20 protein-coding genes, 5 tRNA genes and 1 pseudogene are annotated in these 23,092 nt (G+C 41.0%); 12 read left to right on the top strand and 14 right to left on the bottom strand.

Features of this window, described 5'->3' with window-relative positions:
• Window positions 1–56 precede the first annotated feature (56 nt).
• The 9 genes from A923_RS0121030 (at window position 57) to A923_RS0120990 (ending at window position 4,870) form a co-directional block, all read left to right on the top strand.
• A tRNA-Val gene (locus A923_RS0121030) sits at window positions 57–132 on the top strand.
• A gap of 53 nt (window positions 133–185) precedes the next feature.
• A tRNA-Lys gene (locus tag A923_RS0121025) sits at window positions 186–261 on the top strand.
• Window positions 262–313: 52 nt separating this feature from the next.
• Window positions 314–390 (top strand) — tRNA-Met (locus tag A923_RS0121020).
• Window positions 391–429: 39 nt separating this feature from the next.
• Window positions 430–505, top strand: a tRNA-Val gene (locus tag A923_RS0121015).
• A 53-nt stretch (window positions 506–558) separates the two neighbouring features.
• Window positions 559–634, top strand: a tRNA-Lys gene (locus A923_RS0121010).
• A gap of 207 nt (window positions 635–841) precedes the next feature.
• Entirely contained in the window at window positions 842–1,780 is a 939-nt protein-coding gene (gene hemC, locus A923_RS0121005; RefSeq protein ID WP_017223663.1) for a hydroxymethylbilane synthase, read from the top strand.
• A complete protein-coding gene (locus A923_RS0121000; protein ID WP_017223662.1) occupies window positions 1,777–2,544 on the top strand; it encodes a uroporphyrinogen-III synthase in 768 nt (255 codons plus the stop codon). Before hemC ends, A923_RS0121000 begins: the two co-directional genes overlap by 4 nt.
• A complete protein-coding gene (locus tag A923_RS0120995) occupies window positions 2,545–3,681 on the top strand; it encodes a uroporphyrinogen-III C-methyltransferase (protein WP_017223661.1) in 1,137 nt (378 codons plus the stop codon).
• 16 nt (window positions 3,682–3,697) lie between these two features.
• A complete protein-coding gene (locus tag A923_RS0120990; RefSeq protein ID WP_017223660.1) occupies window positions 3,698–4,870 on the top strand; it encodes a heme biosynthesis HemY N-terminal domain-containing protein in 1,173 nt (390 codons plus the stop codon).
• Between the two features lie 122 nt (window positions 4,871–4,992).
• Here the strand turns inward: A923_RS0120990 and fre are convergent, their stop codons facing one another.
• The 4 genes from fre to trxA all read right to left on the bottom strand — a co-directional run bounded on the left by fre (window position 4,993) and on the right by trxA (window position 9,181).
• Window positions 4,993–5,682, bottom strand: coding sequence for an NAD(P)H-flavin reductase (gene fre / locus A923_RS0120985; RefSeq protein ID WP_017223659.1), 690 nt, complete (start codon window positions 5,680–5,682; stop codon window positions 4,993–4,995).
• Window positions 5,683–5,743: 61 nt separating this feature from the next.
• Window positions 5,744–7,210: a 4-hydroxy-3-polyprenylbenzoate decarboxylase gene (gene ubiD, locus A923_RS0120980; protein ID WP_017223658.1), complete on the bottom strand. Its 1,467-nt coding sequence runs from the start codon at window positions 7,208–7,210 to the stop codon at window positions 5,744–5,746.
• 106 nt (window positions 7,211–7,316) lie between these two features.
• Window positions 7,317–8,582 (bottom strand): transcription termination factor Rho, encoded by a 1,266-nt coding sequence (rho, locus tag A923_RS0120975; protein WP_017223657.1) that lies wholly within the window; start codon window positions 8,580–8,582, stop codon window positions 7,317–7,319.
• 272 nt (window positions 8,583–8,854) lie between these two features.
• A complete protein-coding gene (trxA, locus tag A923_RS0120970; RefSeq protein ID WP_017223656.1) occupies window positions 8,855–9,181 on the bottom strand; it encodes a thioredoxin TrxA in 327 nt (108 codons plus the stop codon).
• A gap of 109 nt (window positions 9,182–9,290) precedes the next feature.
• Here trxA and rhlB point away from each other — a divergent pair, with 109 nt between their 5' ends.
• A complete protein-coding gene (gene rhlB, locus A923_RS0120965) occupies window positions 9,291–10,586 on the top strand; it encodes an ATP-dependent RNA helicase RhlB (protein WP_017223655.1) in 1,296 nt (431 codons plus the stop codon).
• A 32-nt stretch (window positions 10,587–10,618) separates the two neighbouring features.
• The gene (gene gppA, locus A923_RS0120960) at window positions 10,619–12,121 is read left to right on the top strand and encodes a guanosine-5'-triphosphate,3'-diphosphate diphosphatase (protein ID WP_017223654.1); all 1,503 of its coding nucleotides are present in this window, start codon (window positions 10,619–10,621) and stop codon (window positions 12,119–12,121) included.
• Between the two features lie 126 nt (window positions 12,122–12,247).
• Here the strand turns inward: gppA and hemB are convergent, their stop codons facing one another.
• The 10 genes from hemB to ubiE form a co-directional block, all read right to left on the bottom strand.
• A complete protein-coding gene (gene hemB, locus A923_RS0120955) occupies window positions 12,248–13,264 on the bottom strand; it encodes a porphobilinogen synthase (RefSeq protein WP_017223653.1) in 1,017 nt (338 codons plus the stop codon).
• A gap of 71 nt (window positions 13,265–13,335) precedes the next feature.
• Window positions 13,336–13,926 (bottom strand): TetR/AcrR family transcriptional regulator, encoded by a 591-nt coding sequence (locus A923_RS0120950; RefSeq protein WP_017223652.1) that lies wholly within the window; start codon window positions 13,924–13,926, stop codon window positions 13,336–13,338.
• Between the two features lies 1 nt (window position 13,927).
• The gene (locus tag A923_RS0120945) at window positions 13,928–15,376 is read right to left on the bottom strand and encodes a coniferyl aldehyde dehydrogenase (protein WP_017223651.1); all 1,449 of its coding nucleotides are present in this window, start codon (window positions 15,374–15,376) and stop codon (window positions 13,928–13,930) included.
• Window positions 15,377–15,485: 109 nt separating this feature from the next.
• Window positions 15,486–16,289: a TatD family hydrolase gene (locus A923_RS0120940; protein ID WP_017223650.1), complete on the bottom strand. Its 804-nt coding sequence runs from the start codon at window positions 16,287–16,289 to the stop codon at window positions 15,486–15,488.
• A complete protein-coding gene (gene tatC / locus A923_RS0120935) occupies window positions 16,267–17,022 on the bottom strand; it encodes a twin-arginine translocase subunit TatC (protein ID WP_017223649.1) in 756 nt (251 codons plus the stop codon). Before tatC ends, A923_RS0120940 begins: the two co-directional genes overlap by 23 nt.
• Complete coding sequence (gene tatB / locus A923_RS0120930) at window positions 17,023–17,403, bottom strand: Sec-independent protein translocase protein TatB (RefSeq protein ID WP_017223648.1); 381 nt, start codon at window positions 17,401–17,403, stop codon at window positions 17,023–17,025.
• Between the two features lie 3 nt (window positions 17,404–17,406).
• Window positions 17,407–17,664, bottom strand: a complete 258-nt coding sequence (gene tatA / locus A923_RS0120925) for a twin-arginine translocase TatA/TatE family subunit (protein ID WP_017223647.1) — start codon at window positions 17,662–17,664, stop codon at window positions 17,407–17,409.
• Between the two features lie 122 nt (window positions 17,665–17,786).
• Window positions 17,787–19,427 carry a ubiquinone biosynthesis regulatory protein kinase UbiB gene (gene ubiB / locus A923_RS0120920; protein WP_017223646.1) on the bottom strand — a complete coding sequence of 547 codons (1,641 nt, stop codon included), beginning with the start codon at window positions 19,425–19,427 and terminating at the stop codon, window positions 17,787–17,789.
• A complete protein-coding gene (locus A923_RS0120915) occupies window positions 19,428–20,039 on the bottom strand; it encodes a ubiquinone biosynthesis accessory factor UbiJ (protein ID WP_017223645.1) in 612 nt (203 codons plus the stop codon).
• 9 nt (window positions 20,040–20,048) lie between these two features.
• A complete protein-coding gene (ubiE, locus tag A923_RS0120910; protein WP_017223644.1) occupies window positions 20,049–20,804 on the bottom strand; it encodes a bifunctional demethylmenaquinone methyltransferase/2-methoxy-6-polyprenyl-1,4-benzoquinol methylase UbiE in 756 nt (251 codons plus the stop codon).
• A gap of 380 nt (window positions 20,805–21,184) precedes the next feature.
• Between ubiE and A923_RS22580 the strand changes: the two are divergent.
• A pseudogene (locus tag A923_RS22580) lies at window positions 21,185–22,355 on the top strand (ISL3 family transposase); the annotation flags it as partial.
• Window positions 22,356–23,092: the final 737 nt, after the last annotated feature.

Genomic DNA, 23,092 nt, shown 5'->3' with positions numbered 1-23,092 from the left:
TCCTGCTCCCGCAACCAGTTTAAACGATAGCCACAACTATCGCTAAAAAATAATGTGGGTCCTTAGCTCAGTTGGGAGAGCATCGCCCTTACAAGGCGAGGGTCACTGGTTCAAGCCCAGTAGGACCCACCACTTAATTGTGGTGTTACGTTTAAGACGTAAAACTATAAAAAGAAAGACTATGGGGGCTGTTAGCTCAGTTGGTAGAGCAGTTGACTTTTAATCAATTGGTCGAAGGTTCAAATCCTTCACAGCCCACCACTTTCTTACTGTTTTGTCTTACTATTAGAGAAACAGTACACAACAGCATTGTCGCGGGATGGAGCAGTCTGGTAGCTCGTCGGGCTCATAACCCGAAGGTCGTAGGTTCAAATCCTGCTCCCGCAACCAGTTTATACGATAGCCACAACTATCGCTAAAAAATAATGTGGGTCCTTAGCTCAGTTGGGAGAGCATCGCCCTTACAAGGCGAGGGTCACTGGTTCAAGCCCAGTAGGACCCACCACTTAATTGTGGTGTTACGTTTAAGACGTAAAACTATAAAAAGAAAGACCATGGGGGCTGTTAGCTCAGTTGGTAGAGCAGTTGACTTTTAATCAATTGGTCGAAGGTTCAAATCCTTCACAGCCCACCACTTTCTTACAAGAATAAATAAAGAAACCTCGTTTATCGAGGTTTTTTTATACCTGCAATTTGATGACACCTCCATTATACCGCCGCTAATCACACAAATACTTAACGTTAAACCCCGCCCCTTTTTCCAAATAACCCCATCTTAGATCAACCATTAACCAGTGAAATCTGTTAATATTTAGTCAATCTAGTTAAATTTGGAAATAACATGGCTACTGAAACACTAAGAATTGCAACCCGTAAAAGTCCACTTGCAATGTGGCAAGCTGAGTATGTAAAAGCACGTCTAGAATCGATCCATCAAAACCTTACCGTGGAACTTGTGCCAATGGTAACGAAAGGTGACATCATTTTAGATACGCCGTTAGCAAAAGTGGGTGGTAAAGGCCTTTTTGTAAAAGAACTTGAAGTTGCAATGCTTGATAACCGTGCAGATATTGCCGTGCATTCAATGAAAGACGTGCCAGTTGAATTTCCAGAAGGTTTAGGCTTAGAAGTCATTTGTGAGCGTGAAGATCCCCGTGATGCTTTCGTTTCAAATACTTACAAAAGAATCGAAGAATTACCACCAGGCGCTATAGTGGGTACATGTAGCTTACGTCGTGAATGTCAGTTAAGTGAAGCGCGTCCAGATCTAAAAATAATGAACTTACGTGGCAACGTTAACACGCGTTTAAACAAGCTTGATAACAAAGATTATGATGCGATTATTCTAGCTGCCGCCGGTCTTAAACGCCTGGATATGGAATACCGTATTGCCAGTTATATTGAACCAGAGCAAAGTCTACCTGCTGTTGGCCAAGGTGCAGTAGGCATTGAATGTCGCATTGATGATGAACGTGTAAAAGCAATTCTAGCACCATTGAACCACGCCTTAACCAGTGATCGAGTATGGGCTGAACGCGCAATGAACTTAGCGCTTGAAGGTGGTTGTCAGGTGCCAATTGGTAGTTATGCACTGATCGACGGTGATGAACTCTGGTTACGCGGCCTTGTTGGTAAACCTGATGGTACTGAAGTGATCCGCGCTGAAATTCGTGGCGATCGTAAAAACGCCCGTCAATTAGGCTTAGCACTTGCAGATACCCTACTGGCGCAAGGTGCAAAAGAAATTTTAACTGAAGTTTATAACAACGCAGACGCATGAAAATCAGGGCGCTAATCACTCGCCCACATGAAAAAGGCGAGCAACTTGCTCGTCAAATTGAGGCTGCCCATGGGGCAGCTTTGTGCTGTCCGTTTATCGATATATCCGCAGGACTGCAGTTTGATAAAGTCACATCATTACTGGAAAAATTACAGCCCCATGACTATATTATTGCAATAAGCGATAATGCGGTAAATTATGCCAACGCTAGTTTAACCCTCGAGAATAAAACCTGGCCACAGCAAATTAACTATATTGCAGTAGGCCCAACGACTGCAAAGTGCTGGCAAGAAAACGGTATACTGCACGCAAAAATACCCGATACTCATGATAGTGAGGGGGTATTAAAACTGCTTGCTAACGTGTCAGTCGCCAATAAAAAAATCGTTATTCTTCGCGGTAATGGTGGTCGAGAAACACTGGCTGAAGACCTAATAAAACGCACCGCAAACGTGACATATTGTGAAGTTTATCAACGTACTGTCCCAGATTACGATCAGGATATGCTGATTAATAAGTGGCAACAATTCGCTATTAATAGTGTTATTATCACTAGCGGTGAAATTCTCGGTAACCTGATAAAAACGATACCCTACACGGCGTTACCTTGGATACTGAACTTACACTTTATTGTTCCTAGCCCACGAATAGCAGCACTTGCTCATGCGTTAGGAATAGCACACGTCACCATTGCTAGTGGTGCATCAAATAATTCATTATTTAATGCTGTTAAGCAATTGGATATGCAGATAGGAATAAGCTAAATGACAAACAACAAAAATAATAGTCAAAATGCCGATACTAAAACAAACAAAGGCATTGTTGACTCATCAGATACACTTGCAACGGAAGGTAAGTCTGCAAGCAAAGCTGGCGTAATCACTGGGGCCGTCGCGATATTGTTAACGCTTGGTCTAGGTGCTGGTCTTTATTACCATAGCCATCAGCAAAATCAGCTTCAGCAACAAGTAATGACAAAACTGCAAACGCAGTTACAAGATCAAAAAGATAGCCAACAGTCGTTACGCCTGCAGCTCAGCGAAGATAAACAAGCGACGGTAAGCCAATTAAAACAAACTACACAACAGGTAGCTGAGATTGCAGACAGCGAAAAGTTAACTAAGTCTCAACTGGAAACAGTACAGCTGGCAATCGCGAATCTGAAAATGCGTAACCCTAATGAATGGATGCTAGCAGAAGCGGAATATTTAATTCGTATCGCAGGTCGTAAAATTGCACTAGAGCAAGATATCGATACCAGCTTAGCGCTGCTTTCATCAGCGAGTCGCCGCCTAACACAATTAAATGACCCGAGCTTGTTACCACTACGCAAAGTAATTGAGCAAGACATCGCCACACTGACTAAATTACCGCGTATTGACCATGATGGTTTAGCGTTAAAGCTGGCAATCCAAGCAGAACAAGTTGATAGCTTGGCATTAGCCGGGTTTACCCGCCCAGACGTCGTTGCTGCTGAGACGCAATTATCGAGTGATAGTGCTGACTGGAAAGCTAATTTATCCAAGTCATGGCAATCATTCAGTGATAACTTTATTACCATTCGTCGCCAAGATAACTCTGTTGATGCGCTGTTATCACCACAAACAGCTTGGTATTTAACTGAAAATTTAAAAACCCAATTACTGCAAGCTGAGTTAGCCGTACATCGCCAAGACCAAGCTAAATTTAAACAGGCGCTAAAAACAGCCAAAGCTTGGATTAAACGCTATTACGATGTAAACCAGCCTGCAACTAAAAGTATGTTAACCAGTCTCGAGAGTCTCAGCAAGATGACGATCACAACAACATACCCAACTAAATTAAATAGTGCAGCATTGATTCAAACGACAATTAGAGATCGAAAAATCAATTCATTAGCAAATAACACTGGCGCAGAATAAGCGGAGGCAGATAACAATGGTTAGATTTATAGTATTAATCGCGCTGCTTCTTGCAGGTGCAATAGGTGCCCCTTATTTAATGGGCAATAAAGGTTATGTGATGATTGCCGCTGGAGACTATATCATTGATGCCACGGTGAGCAGTGCCGTGATCATGGTTATTGGTTTCTACTTTGGGTTGTTAGCAATCGAGGCGTTAATCAATAAACTGACTTACAGCTTAGGTTGGTTTAATCGTTTTCATCAAGCTCGTGCAAAAATACAAACTGAAAAAGGTATTCTAGCATTAGCCAGTGGTGACTTTAAAAAGGCAGAAACGTTAACCTTAAAAGCAGCTAAAAAATCACAAGTGCCGGTATTAAACTACCTTGCTGCTGCACAATCAGCGCAAGGACTAGGGAACGAAGGCAAACGTGATGAGTATTTATTATTAGCCCACAAGAATGCGAATAACAATACCCTTGCTGTCGAGATCACGCAGGCTAAGTTACAAGTAGAGCAACAGCAATTTGAACAAGCATTTGCATCACTGTCTGCATTACACGATAAATATCCAAAGCATAAAGTGGTACTCGCGTTATTCAAAAACGTGTGTATTGAAAGAAAAGAGTGGGGCCAATTACTCGCACTTATTCCACAATTACAAAAGCAAAAATTACTGACTTCAAATGAGACGGATGAACTGCGTAAACACAGTCACTTCGAACATTTAGGCGAAGTGGCTAAGCAACAAGGCAGCACTGGCTTACTTGATACGTGGAGCGCTCTGCCTAAAACGCTAAAGCATGATGGCCGTTATTTAGCTGAAACAGCGAGTCTACTAATAGGTCGTAACGATGACCAGTCTGCTTACTTGCTCATCATGGATGCATTAAGTAACGAACTCTATCCTGAATTAGTCAGTTTAACACCAACGTTAAATCTAACGGATTACCATGCATTAATCGAACGTCTTAAACGCCTGCAGCAGACGCGTGAAGGCTCTGGTCTGTTAGCGGTATGCATTGGTCAGTTAATGGTGAAGGAAGGACGATGGAGCGAAGCTGCCGAAGAGTTAAGCCAAGGTATTAGCCAATCACCATCGACATCGGCTTATGTTGCACTTGCGCAAGCCTATGAGAAATTGGGCCGTGTGAACGAAGCTAATACAACGTACAAACAAAGTTTGAGCTATCATCAGCAAACTTAGTCGGTCGTTGTTAAATAGAAGATAATAAAAAAGCCGTAACTGATGTTACGGCTTTTTTATTACAAGAACATTATTTCAAGAACGTTATTACCAGTACATGATGTACCCGTAATTAGCATCGCTTAAATAAATTCAAATGCATCGCCATAAAGGTGTTCTTTGACGCCAAGTGGTGCAAAATCAGTACGTGCAGCGCCAGCCATTTCAAAACGACCCGCAATATAAATATCACAAGCGGCTAAATCAGCAACATCTTCCATCACCACTTTATGTACTTGGCCAACTTTGCCAGTCCACTGTTCCGGTGCAACTTCAACAACAGGAATAAACGTCACTTGTGAATGCGCATCCGCTAATTCTTGTGCTAATGACGCGGCATACAAATGTGATGCTTCACGCGCACCCCAATATAATGAAACAGGACGTTTGCTCACTTCAACAGCTCGTTCCAAAATAGATTTTGTGTAAGAGAAACCAGTACCGCCAGCGATTAATATCAATGGACGTTCTGATTCTTCTCTTAAACCTGCATTACCACCCGGTAATTCCACGTCTACAAAACCTGATTTTAGTCTTTCTACAACTTGCATTGCATAGGAATTTTGTTCCGATGCACCAATGTGTAACTCTAAAATATCATCATTACTTGGGTTTGAAGCAATAGAAAATGGGCGCTTGTCATCTTCAGCCATGACCACCATTAGATATTGCCCAGCCTGGAACTCAACTTTCTGTTCTGGCTTTAACTTGACGTTAAATACAGTCTCTGTATATGACTCTAACAATGTTACTTCACACTTTATTCTTAACATACATTCCCTTTCAATCTCAATCTCTGACAAGCTCGAATTTTTATGATCTAGGTCATTTATATCACAAAATAGCTAATTCGTCCCATAAATCATCGACACGCTGCTTAACCTTCTCATCCATTTCGATAGGTACACCCCATTCGCGATCGGTCTCACCAGGCCATTTATTGGTTGCATCCATACCCATTTTTGAGCCAAGACCCGACACAGGTGATGCAAAATCGAGGTAATCAATTGGCGTATGCTCAATCATCGTGGTATCACGTGCAGGATCCATACGTGTCGTGATTGCCCAGATTACATCGTTCCAGTCGCGGGCATTAATATCATCGTCACACACGATCACAAACTTGGTGTACATGAATTGACGTAAGAATGACCATACCCCCAACATCACGCGCTTAGCATGACCAGGATATTGTTTCTTAATCGTGACGATAGCCATGCGATAAGAGCAACCTTCTGGTGGTAAATAAAAGTCCACAATCTCAGGGTACTGCTTTTGTAAAATAGGCACGAATACTTCATTCAGCGCCACACCTAATACCGCGGGTTCATCAGCAGGACGTCCGGTATAGGTCGAGTGATAAATAGCATCTTTACGCATAGTAATGTGCGTAACGGTAAATACAGGGAATGAATCAGTCTCATTATAGTAGCCTGTATGATCACCGTAGGGACCTTCTTCAGCCATTTCGCCCGGCGCAATATAACCTTCCAAAATGATTTCAGCACCCGCAGGGACTTCTAAATCATTGGAAATAGATTTAACGACTTCGGTACGGCTGCCACGTAACAATCCAGCAAACGCATATTCAGATAGCGTATCAGGTACTGGTGTTACCGCGCCTAAAATCGTTGCGGGGTCAGCACCTAAGGCGACCGACACAGGGTAGTTTTTACCCGGGTTTAGCTCTTGGAATTCTTTAAAGTCCAACGCACCACCACGGTGAGACAACCAACGCATAATTAATTTGTTTTTAGCCAGTACTTGCTGACGGTAAATACCCAAATTCTGACGTTTTTTGTAAGGACCTTGGGTGATAGTTAAACCCCAAGTAATTAATGGCGCAACATCACCAGGCCAACAATGCTGAACAGGGATCTTGCCTAAATCAACATCATCACCGGTTAATATTATGTCTTGGCACGGTGCTTTACGCAGTTTCTTAGTCGGCATGTTCAGTACCTGCTTAAAGATCGGCACTTTTTCCATTAACTCTTTAAAGCCTTTTGGTGGCTCTGGTTCTTTTAAATAAGATAACCACTGACCTACTTCACGTAATTCAGATACGCTTTCACGGCCCATGCCCATCGCTACACGATCTGGGGTACCAAACAGATTACCCAAAACCGGCATAGTATGGCCTTTTGGGTTTTCAAATAATAATGCCGGTCCGCCTGCTTTCAATGTGCGATCGCAAATTTCCGTCATTTCTAAATACGGATCAATTTCTTGATGAATACGTTTTAGTTCGCCTTTACTTTCAAGTAAGGCAATAAAGTCTCTCAGATCTTTATATTTCATAAACAGTTCCACGCTATTTTTTGAAAAAAAAACGCCACACTCTTATTATAAAACAAGATGTATGGCGTTTATTTTAAATATTAATCACAGACAGTTAACTAAGCGATTATGAACTTTGTTTCTTCATTGCTTCGAAGAATTGATCATTCGTTTTCGTCATCGCCAGTTTATCAATGAGGAATTCCATCGCATCAATCTCGCCCATTGGGTGAATGATTTTACGCAGGATCCACATTTTCTGTAGCTCCACTTTATCTGCTAATAGTTCTTCACGACGCGTACCTGAGCGAGTGAAGTCAATCGCAGGATAAACACGACGTTCTGCAATTTTACGATTTAGGTGTAACTCTTGGTTACCAGTACCTTTAAATTCTTCGTAAATTACTTCGTCCATTTTCGAACCAGTATCAATCAATGCTGTTGCGATAATAGTTAAAGAACCACCTTCTTCAACGTTACGTGCAGCACCGAAGAAACGTTTCGGACGGTGTAAAGCATTAGCATCAACACCACCAGATAAGATCTTACCTGATGACGGTGTCACTGTATTGTAAGCACGTGCTAGACGCGTTACAGAATCCAGTAAGATGATCACGTCTTTCTTGTGCTCTACAAGACGCTTAGCTTTTTCAATCATCATTTCCGCTACTTGTACGTGGCGGTTAGCAGGTTCATCAAATGTTGAAGCAATTACTTCACCACGAACCAAACGCTGCATTTCAGTTACTTCTTCCGGACGTTCGTCGATAAGAAGTACCATCAATGTTGCGTCAGGATGATTTAGTGCAATTGAAGAAGCAATGTTTTGCAATAGCATTGTTTTACCGGCTTTCGGCGGTGCCACAATTAGACCACGTTGACCTTTACCGATCGGTGCACTTAAATCAAGAATACGTGCGGTGATATCTTCGGTACTGCCATTACCACGTTCTAAACGAAGTCGTTCATTCGGGTGGATTGGAGTAAGGTTTTCAAAGAGGATTTTATTACGTGAATTTTCTGGGCGGTCGTAGTTAACTTGGTCAATTTTTAACAGGGCAAAATAGCGTTCGCCATCTTTTGGCGGCCTAATTTTACCACCGACAGTATCACCTGTTCGCAAGTTAAAGCGACGGATTTGACTTGGCGATACATAAATATCATCCGGTCCGGCTAGGTAAGAGCAATCTGCTGAACGCAAGAAACCAAAGCCATCCTGCAAAATCTCTAAAACACCATTACCAAAAATGTCTTCACCGCTTTTAGCGTGAGCTTTTAGGATTGAAAAGATGATGTCTTGTTTTCTTAAGCGAGCTAGATTTTCTAGACCCATAGATTCGCCCAGTTTTACAAGTTCAGAAACTGGTGTGTTTTTTAATTCGGTTAAATTCATAATGATGAGTTCGAGCTTATGCGACCTTTGCGTAACGGGATGTCAACCAAGGATAAAGGGTTTGAATCAATGATCGAGTGTGTGGTTCATTAACTAAGTAATAATCCATAATTTGAGTTATTGAATCAATGATTGGATCATTGATTGTGTACCTGATTCGGCACGTAGAACAATAAACGCACAGTGAAATTAGCATTTATATTTTTATTCGTCCACTGAATAATAGCATACTGACAAGATTAAAAAACAAAATCTCGTCAGTATTTTTTATGTTACAGGTTTTCGTCTAGAAAACTTTGTAATTGCGCTTTTGATAGTGCGCCTACTTTCGTTGCTGCTACAGCACCGTTTTTAAATAACAATAAAGTCGGGATACCGCGGATACCAAATTTTGGTGGCGTACCTGAATTTTGATCGATATTTAATTTACCGATAGTTACTTTACCCGCGTACTCTTCAGCAACTTCGCTTAAGATCGGTGCGATCATTTTGCAAGGTCCACACCACTCAGCCCAGAAATCAACTAGTACAGGTAATTCAGAATGTAAAACATCTGTCTCGAAAGCAGCATCGGTTAGCTGAATAATTTTGTCGCTCATTTATTACTCCAATTAAAAATAATTTTGTTACTACGTATATGTGGCACTCATTGCTCTATTTCAATAGATTTAAGTTCTTAATGCAAGCTTAACCTGATATGCTAATTAAATGAGCAAAAAACATCTTACAGAACATAAGTTCTCCCAGTTTGGCCTTAACGCCGACGTACTTTCTGGGTTAGAAGCGTCAGGCTTCGAATATTGTACACCAATTCAAGCGCTTAGCTTGCCATTTGCCATCCAAGGTAAAGATGTCGCCGGTCAAGCACAGACTGGTACAGGCAAAACGATTGCATTTTTAGCCGCTATTTTCCATCATTTATTGAAAACACCAGTCGCTGAAGATCGTCCAAAAAATAAGCCTCGCGCTATCATCTTAGCGCCAACTCGCGAACTTGCAATTCAAATTCATAAAGATGCGATACCAATTGCCAAAGCAACAGGCCTTAAAATGGGTTTGGTTTATGGCGGTGAAAGCTACGATATTCAACGTGATAACCTTGCAAAAGGTGTTGATATTATTATTGGTACCGTTGGCCGAATCATTGACTTTGAAAAACAAAGAGCAATGGATTTGTCCGGTGTTGAAGCATTAGTATTAGATGAAGCCGATCGCATGTTAGATCAAGGTTTTATCAAAGATATTCGTTATCTAATGCGTAAAATGCCAGAACCAAAACAACGTCTAAACTTATTGTTCTCAGCTACTTTTACTTGGGATATTCGTGAACTTGCTTATCAGCACATGAATGAACCAGAAGAAGTAACCGTTGAAGCCGAGAAAGTAACAGGCAGCAGCATTACTCAAGAGCTATTTCACCCGTCAAACGATGACAAAATGGCGCTATTACAAACGTTGATCGAAGAAGAATGGCCAGACCGTGCCATTGTATTTGCTAATACTAAACACAAATGCGAAGAAATTTGGGGCTACCTTGCTGCAGATAAACACCGTGTGGGTTTATTAACAGGTGATATTCCGCAGAAGAAACGTAATAGTATTCTTGAACAATTTACCCAAGGTAAATTAGACATCCTAGTGGCAACCGATGTAGCCGCTCGTGGTCTGCATATTCCATTAGTAAGTCATGTGTTTAACTACGATTTACCCGATAATTGTGGTGATTACGTACACCGTATTGGCCGTACTGGTCGTGCTGGTGAAACAGGTCATTCAATTAGTTTCGCTTGTGAAAAATACATTTATAATTTACCCGCGATTGAAGAATATATTGAAAATGCGATCCCGGTTTGTCATTACGATAAAGCCGCATTATTAACTGACTTACCACGACCAATCCACACTAAACGTGCACGTCCAGGTAATTCACGCACAATGAATGATCGTAGTAAAACGCGTAGAACTGGCCAACGTCAGCATAATACGCATAACAAAAGTCATTAATTAAAAGTTTGTTTATAGATAAAGTGATTAGTGTGAGTAAAAAAAGTTCGTCAAATTTATATGCTGTAATTGACCTTGGTTCAAACAGCTTTCATATGTTGGTTGTTCGTGAAGTTAACAATAGCCTACAAACTGTTGCTAAAGTGAAACGCAAAGTAAGACTTGCGGCGGGCCTTGATGCAGACAACAACCTTGATCAAGCTGCATTGCAGCGCGGTTGGGATTGCTTAAGTTTGTTTGCAGAACAATTACAGGATATACCGTCTGCGAATATTCGCATTGTTGGCACAGCGACATTACGCTTAGCCAACAACGTCGCGGTATTTCTGGCAACAGCAGAAAAAATATTGGCATATCCGGTAAATATCATTTCCGGGGAACAAGAAGCTGCACTTATCTACAAAGGCGTTGCCTATACCAGCAGTGGTCAAGGCAATCGTTTAGTTGTGGATATTGGTGGTGCGAGCACTGAACTCATTATTGGTGAACAAGCCCAAGCTAAGTTACTTTATAGCTTTAAAATGGGCTGCGTGACTTGGTTAAATAACTATTTTTCCGATGGTAAGCTCAATCAACACAACTTTACCCAAGCAATCAATGCGGCAAAAGCGGTCTTGAACCCTCTGCAAGAAAAGTATTTAACCTTGGGCTGGGATACCTGTATCGGTGCGTCCGGTACTATCCAAGCCTTGCAAGAAATAATGGTCGCACAAGGTGAAAACGAACAAATAACATTAGCTAAGCTACACCATATTCAACAGCAAGCCATTGCTTGTGGTGATATTGAAAACTTAAATATTAAAGGCTTAGCAACCGATAGAAAGCCTGTATTTACCAGTGGTTTAGCTATTCTTACCGCGTTATTTGAAAGTCTGGATATTAACAATATGTTTTTAGCAGGCGGCGCGTTAAGGGAAGGTGTTATTTACGAAATGACCGGACTGCGTGCCAGTCACAATGTACGTCAACAAACAGTCAATGCCTTGATGGTAAAACATCAACTGGATCTAGAACAAGCAGAACGCGTTAAACTCACCGCGCTGAAAGCCTTTGATCAATTAAAAAAAACGATCGCAGAAGATGATACCCAAGCAGGACCTTTACTTGCTTATGTGAGCAGTTTGCACGAAATTGGTTTATCAATTGATTACAAAAAAGCGCCACAACATGCAGCTTATCTTATCGATAACACAGATATGCTCGGCTTTACCAAAGCGCAGAAACAACTACTCTCCGCGTTATTGATTAACCAGCGTGATGAATTAAATTTACCATTATTAGAACAGCAGTCCGCAGTCAGTTACGCAAGTGCGTTACTGCTTTGTCGTATTTTAAGACTATCATGCACTTTAGGCTTGCGACGCACTGATGGTACGATCCCAGATTTTTCACTCGCTCTCACCGCAGAAGATACATTGACGATCACTTTGCCAACGCAATGGTTGGCCCAGCATCCATTACGTGCAGCCGCATTAGCCTCTGAATTAGAGCTACTCGCGAGGCAGGATCTGCAATTACATATTCAAGAGCGTTAATTTCATTAGATAATATATATTATCGAGTGATAAAAACAAAAAAACCGAGCCAGATGCTCGGTTTTTTATTAGCGCTAAATAATGATCGATAGCGTTACTATCCCTACCCTCATTATTTTTAAATCATTAAGCTTTATTTTCTTTCAGCCATATCGCTACGCGTTTCGCAAAGTACGTCAAAATGCCATCTGCACCGGCTCGTTTAAAGCATAACAATGACTCAAGCACACACTCTTGCTCTTTTAACCAACCGTTTTGAATAGCAGCCATATGCATCGCATATTCACCACTCACTTGGTAAGCAAACGTCGGTACACCAAATTCATCTTTAACACGGCGGACGATATCTAGATAAGGCATACCTGGTTTCACCATCACCATATCAGCACCCTCTTCGATATCCATCGCCACTTCTTGCAAGGCTTCATCTGAGTTCGCTGGGTCCATTTGATAAGTAACTTTACTACCACCCTTCAAATTACTTGCTGAGCCAACGGCATCACGGAAAGGGCCATAATAGTTAGATGCATATTTTGCCGAGTAAGCCATAATTTGGGTATTAACATGTCCCGCATCTTCTAGTGCAGCACGGATAGCACCAATACGACCATCCATCATATCCGAAGGAGCAATAACATCAGCACCCGCTTCAGCGTGAGAAAGCGCCTGTTTAACTAAGATATCAGTGGTAATATCGTTAAGGATATAACCCGTATCATCAATGATGCCATCTTGACCATGTGTGGTAAATGGATCTAATGCCACGTCCGTCATCACACCCAATTCAGGAAATGATGATTTTAGTGCACGCACTGCTTTTTGCGCTAAACCATTGGCGTTATAGGCCTCTTCAGCTAGTAAACTTTTTTGGTCTAACGGCGTTACTGGGAAAATAGCAATCATCGGAATGCCTAATGCAACCAGCTCAGCAGCTTCTTCAAGTAGTAAATCAATCGATAAGCGTTCAACACCCGGCATTGATTCAATTGCTTCACGTCGACCATTACCTTCCAATACAAACATCGGATAGATAAGATCATTAACAGTTAGCTGATGCTCAGCCACTAAACGACGTGAAAAATCATTTTTACGATTACGACGAGGACGGCGATTTGGGAATCCACCTAGAATAGTTTTACTCACGATATCTCCTTACGAGGTAGGAATACGAATTTGGCAACCAAGCACGAGTAGTACTTGGTTAGACCGTCATCTTACCGCGTGAGTAAGTGAATATCAGCACCTTGAACTGAAATAGCATCAACAATTACATTAATTGACGAATTAATCGCAGCCTTTTGATCTACAGCAGGTAATGCATACACATAACTCGCCGTGGATAAAAGGATACTTTCACAGGTGGTGAGCAGGTACGGGATAGGTAAATCCTTCACCGTGCCATTTTGAATCCCCGCATTAAGCAATTCGGTAAAAAAGCCCAACACTTCTTGCCATATCGCCAGTTGGACCTTTTTATCAAAATACAACGAATGGCTGCACAATAAAATAAACGCCATTTTTTGTGGCTGGCTGACTAACCAAGTCACCCCATTAACCCAGATATCCGTTAATGGAAAAGATGAATCAGGATCATTTGTTTGTAACAACGCCTGTGCAAATTCTTTTTTCACTTCAAAATATAAAGCTTCGATTAAAGCTTCTTTCGTCGCAAAGTGATGAAACAAGGTACCCGTAGCAACTTTAGCTTCACGGGCAATCGCCGCTGTCGAAGTACCATGAAAACCATTGACCGTGAATAACGCTAATGCGCCATCCAAGATCAGTGTTCTTTTTGATTTAGTCATATTATCTCAAGAAAAATTTCAAAATGATCTTTTGTATCAAATTACCATAAGGGGCATGCACGAAACGTGTCGAGTGGAATTTACCTTGTTTCAATATCGTTTTTGATTTTGAAAAAGTACGGAAACCTTCAATACCATGGTAATGACCCATACCAGCGGAACCAACACCACCAAACGGGGCATCTTCAGCGGCTACATGCATAATTGTATCATTAATAGCGACGCCACCAGAAATCGTCTTACGTTGTATTTTCTGTTGTGTCGCATTATCAAAGCTCATGATATATAAAGCCAGAGGATGTGGACGCGCTTTAATATAACGGATCGCATCATCAATTGAATCATAAGGTAAGATTGGTAATAATGGACCAAAGATTTCATCTTGCATCAATTGCATATCTTCATTTGTATCTAACAATAAGTGTGGCAACATCCGATGCTTTTGATCGTCACAGCTATTACCTGGTTGCATCGTTTCAACTTTAGCCCCTTTTTGCGTTGCATCTTCTAACCAAGATTTAAGACGCGCATATTGGCGATCATCGACAATATTGGTGTAATCATCATTATCCATTGCGGCTGGATAGCGACGATTAAATTCTTTACGATATTCACTTACAAACTCGTCAACTTTTGCACGGGGGCAAAGAATATAATCAGGCGCCACACAGATCTGACCGGCGTTTAAACTTTTACCTAGCATAATACGATTAACCGCGGTCTTGATATCAATATCAGGCGCCACAATAACAGGTGACTTACCGCCTAACTCAAGCGTCACTGGCGTTAAGTTATCCGCAGCAGCACGCATTACGTGTTTACCGACAACAGTCGAGCCAGTAAATAATAAATGATCAAAAGGCAGTTTAGTAAAAGCAGCAGACAAAGCCATTTCACCTTCGACAATCGCCACATCTTTACTATCAAAAACAGATTCAATAATTTTCTTTAAAACTTGATTCGTTTTCGGGGTGAATTCCGACATTTTTAACATCGCACGATTACCGGCAGCAATACTGGTAATCAGAGGTACAATTGCTAAATTAATCGGGAAATTCCAAGGTACAACGATACCAACAACACCTACAGGCTGATAATGGATCGTGACACTAGCTGGCGCTAATAATAGCCCAGGACTACGTCGTGTTGGCCTCATCCATTTTGCTAAGCGCGATAGGGTATAATTAAATTGTGCAACCGTCGGTAAAATATCAGCGATCAATGTATCGTAACGAGAACGATGACCATAATCTTCAGAAACCGCAGTAACAAGAGCATCTTTATTCGCAAGGAAAGCCGTTTTAAATTGGTTCAAACGCTTTTTACGCTCACTTAGATCCCATTCAGCCTGAGTTACATACGCTTCTTTTTGAGAACTGAAAATATGTTCCATCGCTGTGATTTCAGCAATACTATCGCTATCATTCATTTTAATTTCCGCTACGCTCATAATATTCATGCCTCAATATAAAAACCGACTAGTTAGTCAATTAAAATAGACTGAATAGTCGGTTTTGTCTAGCTTTACACAAAAAGAATATAAGCAGCAGTGATAATCATCACAGCTTCGGTAGCTGAAAGAACTGCTCCGTCACGTGTAAACTGCGGCGAAGTAAGGTATCAATATCCTCTCCTCGCGCTCTGGCAATGGTCTCTGCGATATGCGGTAAGTGACAAGGTTCATTACGACGGGACTTAGGTTTAGGCTTTAAATCACGTGGTAATAAATAAGGGGCGTCAGTTTCTAGCATTAATCTATCGCTAGGGATTTCCCGGACTAACTGATATAAGTCGGCACCACGGCGTTCATCACAAATCCAGCCTGTAATTCCAATATGCAAATCTAGCTCTAGACAGGCGGCAAGATCACTCGCAGAACCAGTAAAACAATGCAGAACAGCAGCAGGTAACGCAGAACGATACTCTTTAAGGATTGCAATAAAACGTTCATTAGCATCGCGTTCATGCATGAATACCGGCATGTTTAATTCAGCAGCCAGCTCCAACTGTTTGGCAAAAGCAGCTTCTTGCATCGGGCGAGGCGAAAAATCACGATTAAAATCGAGACCACATTCACCGATAGCAACGACACTATCATGCTGCGCTAAGGTTTTAATTTGTAGCCAGCTGTCATCGGTTGCATGACGGGCATCGTGTGGATGAATACCGGCGGTAGCATAAAGTTGGTGAGGGTAATCTTGAGTAAGTTGATAGGCAAGCTGGCTTTCGGCGATATCCGTGCCAGTAACAATTAAACGGCGCACCCCTTGGGCAGAGGCACGCGCGATAACATCAGGTAAATCTTTGTGAAAAGCAACGTTTGTTAAATTAACGCCTATATCAATCAGTTCCTGCTTCTTCATCTTTTATCTCGTCCTGTTTAACGTAAAAACGAGAAAATAATAAACCTAACTCAAACAATAGCAACATCGGGATAGCTAATAATGTCTGGGAAATAATATCCGGGGGTGTTAATAACATTCCCATGATAAAAGCAGCAACGACAATATAAGGTCGTTTTTTACGTAAGCTTTCCGGTGTTGTCGCACCAGTCCAGCATAATACTAGGGTAGCAATCGGAATTTCAAACGCTAAACCAAATGCAAAAAATATCTTTAAAACAAAATCAAGGTAACTGCTTATATCCGGTGCGAACGTGACCCCTTCTGGCGCAACCCCAGCAAAAAATTCGAATGCTAACGGGAATACGATAAAATAAGAAAACGCGATACCCAGATAAAAAAGTAACGCACTACTAATCACTAGCGGCGCAATTAATTTCTTCTCGTGTTTATACAAGCCAGGCGCAATAAAAGCCCATACTTGGTACAACACCCAAGGAATAGCGATAAACGAAGACGCAACCAAGGTTAACTTTATCGGCGTAAAAAATGGGGTCGCTACATCTGTTGCAATCATAGTTGTACCAGCAGGTAGCTGCGCAATCAAAGGCGCTGAGACCAACTGATAAATATCATTAGCAAAGTATACTAACGAAATGAAGACGACGATAATTGCGGCACTAGCACGCAATAACCGATCCCTCAGTTCGATTAAATGTGCAATCAAAGGCTGAGTATTTGGATCTGCTGCCATTTATTTTTTATCCTGTTCGATTGCTTGTTCTGCTACCTTAGGCGATTGTTCAACCGTCGATTTTGACGTTGAAACCGATGGTTCAGCATCCGCGTAGGGACGAGTCACCGACGCGGCAGCATCGCGTAAAGAATCAATAGAGTCCTGCAGTTCAGGGCTGATATTGTTCATACCTTGCTGCTCAGCTTTTTTCAAATTGTCATGCATTTCTTGAATTTTCAATTCATGTGACAATTCATCTTTTACTGAGTTAGCGGCACCTTTGATGGTTTTCACCCAAGTGCTTACCGTTCTTATAGCCACAGGCAAACGCTCTGGCCCTAATACCAATAGACCCAGAACTGAAATAACCACAATTTCCCAAAATCCGATATCAAACATAAGTTATGCCTGTTCTTTATCTTTTTTTGTTTCTGTTGTTTCTGTTGTTTCTTTTGCCACATCTGTCTTTACTGCGTTAGTTTCTTCCAATACTTTGCTTTCTGCTTTAGTATCTTTAGTAGCGTCGTCACCCATAGCTTTTTTGAAGCCTTTAACTGCCGCACCTAAATCACCACCAACATTACGTAACTTCTTAGTTCCAAACAATAAAAGAATAATTACAGCAATGATAATTAACTGAGTAACACTGATTCCGCCCATGATAAAACCTTATTTTATGTAATTGAATACGTCATTATTAATATTGACCAGTATACAGTATATAGACTACATATTTACTACACTCTGATCTACGATAAATTTAACCGACCTTTTCGAGTCAGCTATTTCAGCTTGAACCACCCAAGTACAGTGATCCCAAAGCCAATACTGGCTAGCGTTAATGCTAACGATGCCGAATCTGGATTGTACACGATCGCGGCACAAATCATAATCACACCACCCACACTCAGTAAATAACGTCCTTTACCTGACTGCGCTTGGTTTTGAGTAAATTGTTCTGCTTGCGTGAACAGTTTATCTAACTTAGCTTGTTGCTTGGTTGCCTTCGTTAATGTATCAAACACTAACTCTGGTAACTCTGGTAATTTTTCAGCCCAAAATGGCGCGCGTTGTTTTACTGCAGAAAATACCGCTTGAGGGCCCATTTGTTCTTTCACCCAACGCTCAAGGAATGGCTTTGCCGTATCCCATAAGTCTAGCTGAGGATAGAGCTGACGACCTAATCCTTCAATGTATAACAAGGTCTTTTGCAATAGTACTAATTGCGGCTGTACTGTCATATCGAATTTACGCGCGGTGGCAAATAAGTTCACCAACACATGACCAAATGAGATCTCTGCTAGTGGTTTTTCAAAAATAGGATCGCAAACAGTACGAATCGAAAATTCGAAATCATTCACATCCACATGTGATGGTACCCAACCAGAATCCACATGTAATTCAGCAACTTTACGATAATCACGATGGAAAAAGGCCAGTAAATTTTCTGCTAAATAACGCTTATCTTCACGATTTAAGGTACCAACAATACCGCAATCAATACCAATCCAACGAGGATCTTCAGGCGTCCTATAATCAACAAATACATTACCGGGGTGCATATCTGCATGGAAGAAACTATCACGGAAAACTTGGGTGAAGAATGTTTCAACACCGCGTTCCGCGAGTAATTTCATGTTCGTACCCTGCGCTTCTAATGCCGCAATATCAGATACTGGAATACCGTATATACGCTCCATCACAATCATATTTTTATGACTGTAATCAGCATATATTTCAGGTACGTATAATTCTTTAGAATCAAGGAAATTACGACGTAATTGCGTTGCATTGGCCGCTTCACGTTCGAGATTTAATTCATCAAGAATGGTTTTTTCATAATCGAGCACGACTTCCAACGGTCTCAAACGCACTGCTTCAGGGACTAATTTTAATAACACTTTCGATAGTCGCTTCATCAACTGGGTATCGGCACGAATAATCGGCTCGATATCTGGTCGAATAATTTTTATGACGACTTCTTCATTGTTACTTTTAAGCTTAGCTGTATGTACTTGGGCAATAGATGCCGAAGCGAGCGGGATTGGATCAAAGTCATCAAACACGTCAGTAATTGGTTTGCCTAACGCTAATTCAATTTGCTGCATCGCTAATTGACTGTCAAACGGTGGTACTTGATCTTGCAGCATCGCAAGTTGTTCAGCAAATTCTTGCGGAAGCAGATCACGACGAGTTGATAACATCTGTCCGAATTTAATGAAAACCGGACCGAGCTGCTGCAGTGCTAATTTAACTCGCTCTGCAGATGACTTGTCAGCATGCTGATTTTTAATCCAAAAAATAGATTTTCGAGCGAGTCGTGCAGACAGAGGTTTTAACTGTGTCGGCAACAACTCATCAAGACCATATTCTAATACAATCTTTTGGATATGATAAAAGCGCTTAAGCTCAACGACGGTCATCTACACATCTTCCTTACGTGAGAGTAAGGCTAAACGCATTTCAAATTGCTTGCATTGCTGCTCTAGTTCAGCGACTTCATCACAGAAGTTAGCAATTTCTAGCGCACCAGGGGCTAAACGTATTTCTTCAATTATATACTCAGCAATATTATGACGTGCGATCATCATATTATTTTGCAACCAAGCTTGGCTTGATTTCGCACCTTGCAATAATTTATGTGCAGCAACATCACCGGTATAGCGAGATAAGTGCTCTTCCCAATCAATATCTAGCTCTTTTAAGATAATGCTAAACTTACTTGCTACCATAGGGTCACCGCTCATATCCAATTCACCTTCTTTTATCAGCGCAGTGAATTGTGAACTATCTTGTAAGCGGGACAGACTAGATAACTTTATATCCATACAGCAGTCAGCATCACCATCATACTTAGCTAATACATCAATCTGAGATGAAAAAATAAAATATAACGGCTTAGGTAACTCGGCAATATTAACCTTAAGTACCTTGCCTTTTAATGACGCGATCTTGTCTACCGCATTAGCATCTGCTTTTAATAATTGATTCAATAACGTTTCAATTCCAGCAGTCACAAGCATTTCGATTGGCATGAGCATCCCTTAGAATTTATAACCGCGATGCAAAGCAACAATACCACCTGTTAGATTGTGGTATTCAACACTCTCGAAACCAACCGTTTCCATCATGCCTTTTAACGTTTCTTGATTTGGATGCATACGGATTGATTCAGCAAGATATTGGTAACTTTCGCCATCATCAGCAATTAATTCACCCATTTTAGGCAAAATATTGAATGAATAGAAATCATAAACTTTATTCAACGCTTCAGAGTCTGGCTTTGAGAACTCTAAAACTAATAAACGACCGCCCGGTTTTAATACACGGAACATAGACGCTAATGCTTTATCTTTATCGGTTACGTTACGTAGACCGAATGCAATCGTAATCAAATCAAAGTGATTATCTGGGAAAGGTAATTCTTCTGCATTGGCTTGCACATAAGTCACATTACCGACAATACCACGGTCACGTAATTTAGCACGGCCGACTTTTAGCATTGAATCATTAATATCAGCTAGCGTAACAGAGCCGGTATCACCAACAATGCGTGAAAACTTAGCCGTTAAATCACCAGTACCACCGGCGAGATCTAATACCTTATGGCCCGGTCTTACACCACTGCAATCAATCGTAAAACGTTTCCATAGTCGATGAATCCCCATAGACATAAGATCATTCATTACATCATATTTAGCTGCTACTGAATGAAACACACTCGCAACCATATCGACCTTTTGGTCAGATTCTACGGTTTTATAACCAAAATGCGTTGTGTTATTTGATTTGTCTGTCATCGAGCTGTCCTTAATATCAGTTTAAGCGGTTAGTTTACTGCAACTCCGAGCCAACTGAAACGAAACAAACAATTAAATTTATAAAAGACAAAAAATACCGCCTCAGTGGGCGGTATTAGATATAACTCAGTAAATCAGATTAACGTTTAAAGTTAATTTGTCTAAATAAATTTGCGTAATACTTAATTTTGTTTCCGCTAATATTTTATCCGCTCGAATAACATAACGGAGTTAAATATTTAATGTTTGCGCACTGTAGCCAATAATAAGTTGGCTCTTCTCCGCTTAGGTGAGTCGATTCATACGAAAGATCATAAATAGCACTATCATTTACAACACTTCTTTGTTTGTGAATAAGTGAATATACCTTGCCATCATGATCATCCGCTCTATTTAGCTTTAAAGGCCAATGTGTACAGTCTTTTCTATAGAAAAAGGGATTCATTCCGTTCTTGTACGATGCCGCCGTGACAGGCTATTTAAGGTTGAAGAACCAAGGACTAGAAGACTATGTACAGTCGATCACTACGTTAGAAGACAGGTACAAGACCTGCCTGTTAGTGGTCATCCTTGTCACATCGAAGTCGAACTCGCTCAGATCAGAGATAAAGACGGCAGAAGGTTGATTGAGGCTACTGAATATGTTGCAAAAGGAGCGAGATACACAACGCGTTTCTGTCAGTTTATCAGTGGATTGTGCCGATACATGAGCATTCACGCAGTCTCTCAACATCTAGGCATTCGCTGGGAGACGGTAAAAAATATTGATAAGGAATATCTACACTCAACCCTACCAGGCTTGGAGCCCGAGAAGCTTAACAACTTAATCCATATTGGTGTTGATGAGGTAGCCCGAGCTAAAAGACATGACTATATGACAGTGGTATACGATTTGGTTTCTGGTCATTTAATTTGGGTCGAACATGGTAGAAAAGCAGCGATCCTTATTTCGTTCTTCAAGCAACTATCAACAGCTACGAGAGACGGTATCAAAGCAGTTTCAATGGATATGGGTCAACCTTATCAATCCGCAGTAAGGCAAATGCTACCTAACGCAGATATTGTTTTCGACCGATTTCATGTGATGCAAAACTATTGTTTGTTAATCAAAAAAGAACGCGCAAAAGCCTTTCGAAATGGTTCTAATCAAGAGAAAAAAATGATCAAGGGAACGTTATTTCTCTTGCTAAAAAACGCCCATAAACTAGATGACAGACAGTCGGATAAGCTTGCTGACTTACTCGAGAGTAACAAGACGCTCTGCATTGTTTATATGCTGAAAGAGCAGTTACAAGCGATAGGGATGAACCGTGTTACGAGTCGATGGTAGAGGCTCTTGAAGCTTGGTGCCGTCTTGCGATATCAACGAGAATATTGTCCTTGAGTAATTATGCAGACGCACTGCTGGACAGAAAAGTTGGCGTCTGTAATTACGCAAAATATAGATTAACCAACGCTCGAGTTGAAGCAGGAAATGTCTCTATTGGTTTACTCAGGCTAAGAGCAAGAGGGATTCGAGACATTGAATACTTCAAACTCAAGATCAGATAAACATCAGTCCCTGATACCCATTCAACCTTTTATCCAAATACCAAGCTCATGTAAGCGGAGAAGAGCCAATAAGTTTTAACGACTGATCAACTTTCTCGTAGCCTAAGATCTGGAAAACATGCAAACCATATGCGTGATTTGTAGCATATTCGCAATACTTAACGGGGATTAAGGATCAAAATGTCATCATGACCGAAACAAACATAAATATTAGCCGCGAACATATCATTCACCGAGTAATATCAAAAACTTAGGATAAGAAAAATCCACATGAGTTCTAACATACTAAATAGCATTAACGATCAGCAATTTCAACGTTGTCGTCGCACTCTTTTTCACATGTTCATGTGTCAGCATACTTACATGTTCAACACTTCAAATTAAAGTACCAGAAATGTTCAGGTTAGGCTGATTAGCTGTTTGCGTCACATCTAAATGAACATGAGTATCACGAATGGAGGCGTCGCTAAACCGCCTTCAGCATCCATAATATCGTTACCGTTCATGGTTTATCCAATTGGTGGAAAAGAAAAAGTGGATTAATTTTTGTTAACCACCACTCACGATCCCATTAAGACAGGCCACTTATCTTTTTATAAAGAGTCTACGGCCACCATGGAGAGTTGAAATGCAGGTAAGTGTAAGGAATATTTTCAGCACCAACTTAATACTATCTATATGAAAAACCACTCCGCTCAATCTGTATTTTTTATATCCCTGAATTTCAGGCATAAAAA

The sequence above is a fragment of the Moritella dasanensis ArB 0140 genome (assembly GCF_000276805.1).
Taxonomy (GTDB): Bacteria; Pseudomonadota; Gammaproteobacteria; order Enterobacterales; family Moritellaceae; genus Moritella; species Moritella dasanensis.
The sequence above is the reverse complement of the archived record's forward strand: the minus strand, read 5'-3'. Positions and strand labels throughout refer to the sequence as shown.

Coding starts and splice junctions, on each gene's coding strand:
- ubiB (WP_017223646.1), bottom strand. CDS start 19,427: ATGACCGTCGTTGAGCTTAAGCGCTTTTATCATATCCAAAAGATTGTA.
- ubiD (WP_017223658.1), bottom strand. CDS start 7,210: ATGAAATATAAAGATCTGAGAGACTTTATTGCCTTACTTGAAAGTAAA.
- A923_RS0120950 (WP_017223652.1), bottom strand. CDS start 13,926: ATGACTAAATCAAAAAGAACACTGATCTTGGATGGCGCATTAGCGTTA.
- tatB (WP_017223648.1), bottom strand. CDS start 17,403: ATGTTTGATATCGGATTTTGGGAAATTGTGGTTATTTCAGTTCTGGGT.
- A923_RS0120915 (WP_017223645.1), bottom strand. CDS start 20,039: ATGCCAATCGAAATGCTTGTGACTGCTGGAATTGAAACGTTATTGAAT.
- A923_RS0120995 (WP_017223661.1), top strand. CDS start 2,545: ATGACAAACAACAAAAATAATAGTCAAAATGCCGATACTAAAACAAAC.
- A923_RS0121000 (WP_017223662.1), top strand. CDS start 1,777: ATGAAAATCAGGGCGCTAATCACTCGCCCACATGAAAAAGGCGAGCAA.
- A923_RS0120990 (WP_017223660.1), top strand. CDS start 3,698: ATGGTTAGATTTATAGTATTAATCGCGCTGCTTCTTGCAGGTGCAATA.
- A923_RS0120945 (WP_017223651.1), bottom strand. CDS start 15,376: ATGAGCGTAGCGGAAATTAAAATGAATGATAGCGATAGTATTGCTGAA.
- tatC (WP_017223649.1), bottom strand. CDS start 17,022: ATGGCAGCAGATCCAAATACTCAGCCTTTGATTGCACATTTAATCGAA.
- fre (WP_017223659.1), bottom strand. CDS start 5,682: ATGTTAAGAATAAAGTGTGAAGTAACATTGTTAGAGTCATATACAGAG.
- tatA (WP_017223647.1), bottom strand. CDS start 17,664: ATGGGCGGAATCAGTGTTACTCAGTTAATTATCATTGCTGTAATTATT.
- hemC (WP_017223663.1), top strand. CDS start 842: ATGGCTACTGAAACACTAAGAATTGCAACCCGTAAAAGTCCACTTGCA.
- ubiE (WP_017223644.1), bottom strand. CDS start 20,804: ATGACAGACAAATCAAATAACACAACGCATTTTGGTTATAAAACCGTA.
- rho (WP_017223657.1), bottom strand. CDS start 8,582: ATGAATTTAACCGAATTAAAAAACACACCAGTTTCTGAACTTGTAAAA.
- trxA (WP_017223656.1), bottom strand. CDS start 9,181: ATGAGCGACAAAATTATTCAGCTAACCGATGCTGCTTTCGAGACAGAT.
- rhlB (WP_017223655.1), top strand. CDS start 9,291: ATGAGCAAAAAACATCTTACAGAACATAAGTTCTCCCAGTTTGGCCTT.
- A923_RS0120940 (WP_017223650.1), bottom strand. CDS start 16,289: ATGAAGAAGCAGGAACTGATTGATATAGGCGTTAATTTAACAAACGTT.